1 protein-coding gene is annotated in these 3,487 nt (G+C 68.7%); it reads left to right on the plus strand.

The features are described from left to right. Positions 1-3,487: hypothetical protein (locus tag H7841_17945; GenBank protein MEO5338742.1), on the plus strand; the 3,487-nt coding region annotated here is incomplete at both ends.

Below are 3,487 nucleotides of genomic sequence, written 5' to 3' on the forward strand. Positions count from 1 at the left end.
CCTGGCCGGGGTGAACCAGATCCTCAACAAGACCGGCACCTCGTCCACCGGCGGCACCACCTACAACCTGGCGGCGGCGGAAGACTGGGCGGCGGGCGCGGCGGCGGCGGTCAACGTGGTGGACGCCACGGGCAACGGCATCACGGTATCCAATCCGACGACGCCGACCATCGCGTCGGCCACTTACGACGCCAGCAACGGCGCCCTGGTGGTGACGGGCACCGGGTTCCTCAAGCTGTCTGGCGCCACCAACGACGTGGACGTGTCCAAGCTGACGCTCACCGGCGAGGGCGGGTCCACCTACACGCTCACCACGTCCAGCGTGGAAATCACCAGCGGCACCGCCTTCACGGTCAACCTGAGCGCCACCGACCTGGCCGGGGTCAACCTGCTCCTCAACAAGGCGGGAACCTCGTCGACCAGCGGCACCACCTACAACCTGGCGGCGGCGGAAGACTGGGCGGCAGGAGCGGCGGCGGCGGTCAACGTGGCCGACACCACCAGCAACGGCGTCACGGTTTCCAACGTTTCGGCCCCCGCCATCACGTCGGCCACCTACGACTACAACAGCAACACTTTGGTGGTGACCGGCACCGGCTTCGTGAGGAAGTCGGGGGCGTCCAACGACATCGACATCTCCAAGCTGACCTTCACCGGGGAAGGCGGGGGGACCTACACCATCACCAGCGCGTCCGACGTGGAAGTCGATTCGACGACCCAGTTCACGGTGACTCTGGCGGGGGACGACCTCTACAAGGTGGAGTACCTGCTCAACAAGAACGGCACCGCGTCGGCCGGCGGCACCACGTACAACGTGGCGGCGGCGGAAGACTGGGCGGTGGGTGCCGATGCCGCCGTCGACGTGGCGGACCTTACCGGCAACGGCGTCACGGTCTCCAACTGGGCGGCGCCCACCATCACCAGCGCCACCTACGATTGGTCGAACGGGCAGTTGGTGCTGACCGGGACCAACTTCGTCTACCTGAATGGCGCCACCAACGACATCGTCGCCAACAAGCTGACCCTGACCGGCGAGGGCGGGGCGACCTATACGCTGACCGATACCGCCAACGTGGAAGTCACCTCGGCGACGGCAGCCACCCTCACGCTGTCGGCCACCGACAAGCTGAACGTGCATGGCCTGTTGAACAAGGCCGGCACCGCCTCGGGCGACAGCACCACCTACAACGTGGCGGCGGCCGACGACTGGATGGCGGGTTCGCCCTCGGCCTCCGATATCTCGGATGCCACCGGCAACGGCGTCACGGCATCCAACATCCAGACGCCCACCATCACCAGCGCCACCTTCAACTCGGATACCGGCGTGCTGACGGTGACCGGCACCAACCTGTTCAAGAAGTCGGGCGCGGCCAACGACATCGACCTGTCGCTGCTGACGTTTACCGGCGGCAACAACGCCACCTACCAGTTGACCACGGCGACGGACGTCGAAATCACCTCGGCCACCAGCTTCACCGCGACCCTGTCGGGCACCGACCTGACCAACGTGGCGGCCCTGATGAACAACCTGGGCACCAGCTCGACCGAGGGCACCACCTACAACCTGGCGGCGGCCGACAACTGGCTGGCGGCGGCGGAAGGCGCGGCGAACATCGCCGATGCCGCCGGCAACGGCATCACGGTCGCCATCAATCCCACCGTCACCAGCGCCACCTACAACGCCAATACCGGCGCCCTGGTGGTGACCGGCACCAACATCCAGGCGGCGGGCGGCGACGACATCGTCGCCAACAAGTTCACCCTGACCGGCGAGGGCGGGGCCACCTATACACTCACCGACACGGCGAACGTGGAACGCGGCTCCGCCACCCAGTTCACCCTGACCCTGTCGGCCACCGACAAGGCGGCACTGAACCAGATCGCCAACAAGGACGGCACCTCGTCCACCGGCGGCACCACCTACAACATCGCCGCCGCCGCCGACTGGTCGGGCGCGGTGAGCGGTGCCGCCGACGCCACCGGCAACGCGGTGACGGTCGGCAGCGTCCCGGCGCCGACCATCACGTCGGCCACCTACGACGCCTCGACGGGTTCCCTGGTGGTGACCGGCACCGGCTTCGTCAAGAAGGACGGCGCGGCCAACGACATCGACGTGTCCAAGCTGACGCTGACCGGCGAGGGCGGGGAAACCCGTACGCTCACCAGTTCCAGCGTCGAAATCACCAGCGGTACCGCCTTCACGGTGACCCTGAACGCCGCCGACCTGGCGGCGGTGAACCAGATGCTCAACAAGACGGGGACCTCGTCCACCGGCGGGACCACCTACAACCTGGCGGGTGCCGAAGACTGGGCGGCGGGTGCTGCGGCGGCCGTCAACGTGGTGGATGCCACCGGCAACGGCATCACGGTGGCCAGCCCGACCACGCCCACCATCACCAGCGCCACCTACGACTTCGGCACCGGCGTGCTGACGGTGACCGGCAGCGGCTTTCTGAAGCTCGACGGCGCCACCAACGATATCGTCGCCAACAAGCTGACCCTGACCGGCAAGGCGGGCGGAACCCATACCCTGACCGATACGGCAAATGTGGATATCACCAGCGGCACCGCCTTCACCCTGACGCTTTCGGCGACCGACAAGGCGGCGGTCAACCTGCTGCTCGACACCAACGGGACCCTGAGCGGCGGCACGGCCTATAACCTGGCGGGGGCCGAAGACTGGGCGGCGGGCGCGGCGGCGGCGGTCAACGTGGCCGATACCGCCAGCAACGCCATCACCGTTTCCAGCGTGCCCGCGCCCCAGACCAATACCACCAGCAACGCCGGCGTGGTGCTGACCGTCACCGCACCGCCGCCGGCACCGCCACCTGCGTCCGGCACCGGCAACGGGCCGACCACGTCCGGCACCGGTACCGGCAACGGGCCGACCACCTCCGGCACGGGCACCGGCAACGGGCCGACGGGGGATGCGGCGCCCCTGGCCCAGACGACATCCGCCGGATCCTCTGGTCCCACCGTGGCGCCGGCCATTTCCGGACCTTCCGGCGGCGATGGGGGCGGAACGGCGGCGGCCGGCAACGTCATGGGCGGCGGCGCCCCGGTGGCGCCCATGGTCAATACCGGCGGCAGTTCCATGAACACGGTTATCATGGTCAATGCCTCCAACAGTTCGTCCGCCATGGCGCCGCAACAGACCATCACGGGATCCGCCATGGGCGACGGCGGCCTGACGGGGGTGGTTTCCGCCGTGGTCAAGGGCGAGATCGCGACCAACTCCTCCTCCTCGCCGCTGCCGACGGCCTTCGGGCTCAGCCCGGTCATCTCGTCGGTGGCGCCGCCCCCGATATCTTCCTTCGCTCCGGCGTCCTCGCCGGTGTTCTCGGGCGGATTCGGGGTCAGTTCGACGATTTCCAGCATCGGAACGGGCGGCGGGTTCGGCGGCGGGTTCGGCGGCGGCCTGGGAGGCACTGGGCTGGGCGGCGGATTCGGCGAGGGCCTGGGCGGTGCCCAGGGCCAGCGCGGCCTC

It is taken from the genome of Magnetospirillum sp. WYHS-4 (genome assembly GCA_039908345.1).
Taxonomy (GTDB): domain Bacteria; phylum Pseudomonadota; class Alphaproteobacteria; order Rhodospirillales; family GLO-3; genus JAMOBD01.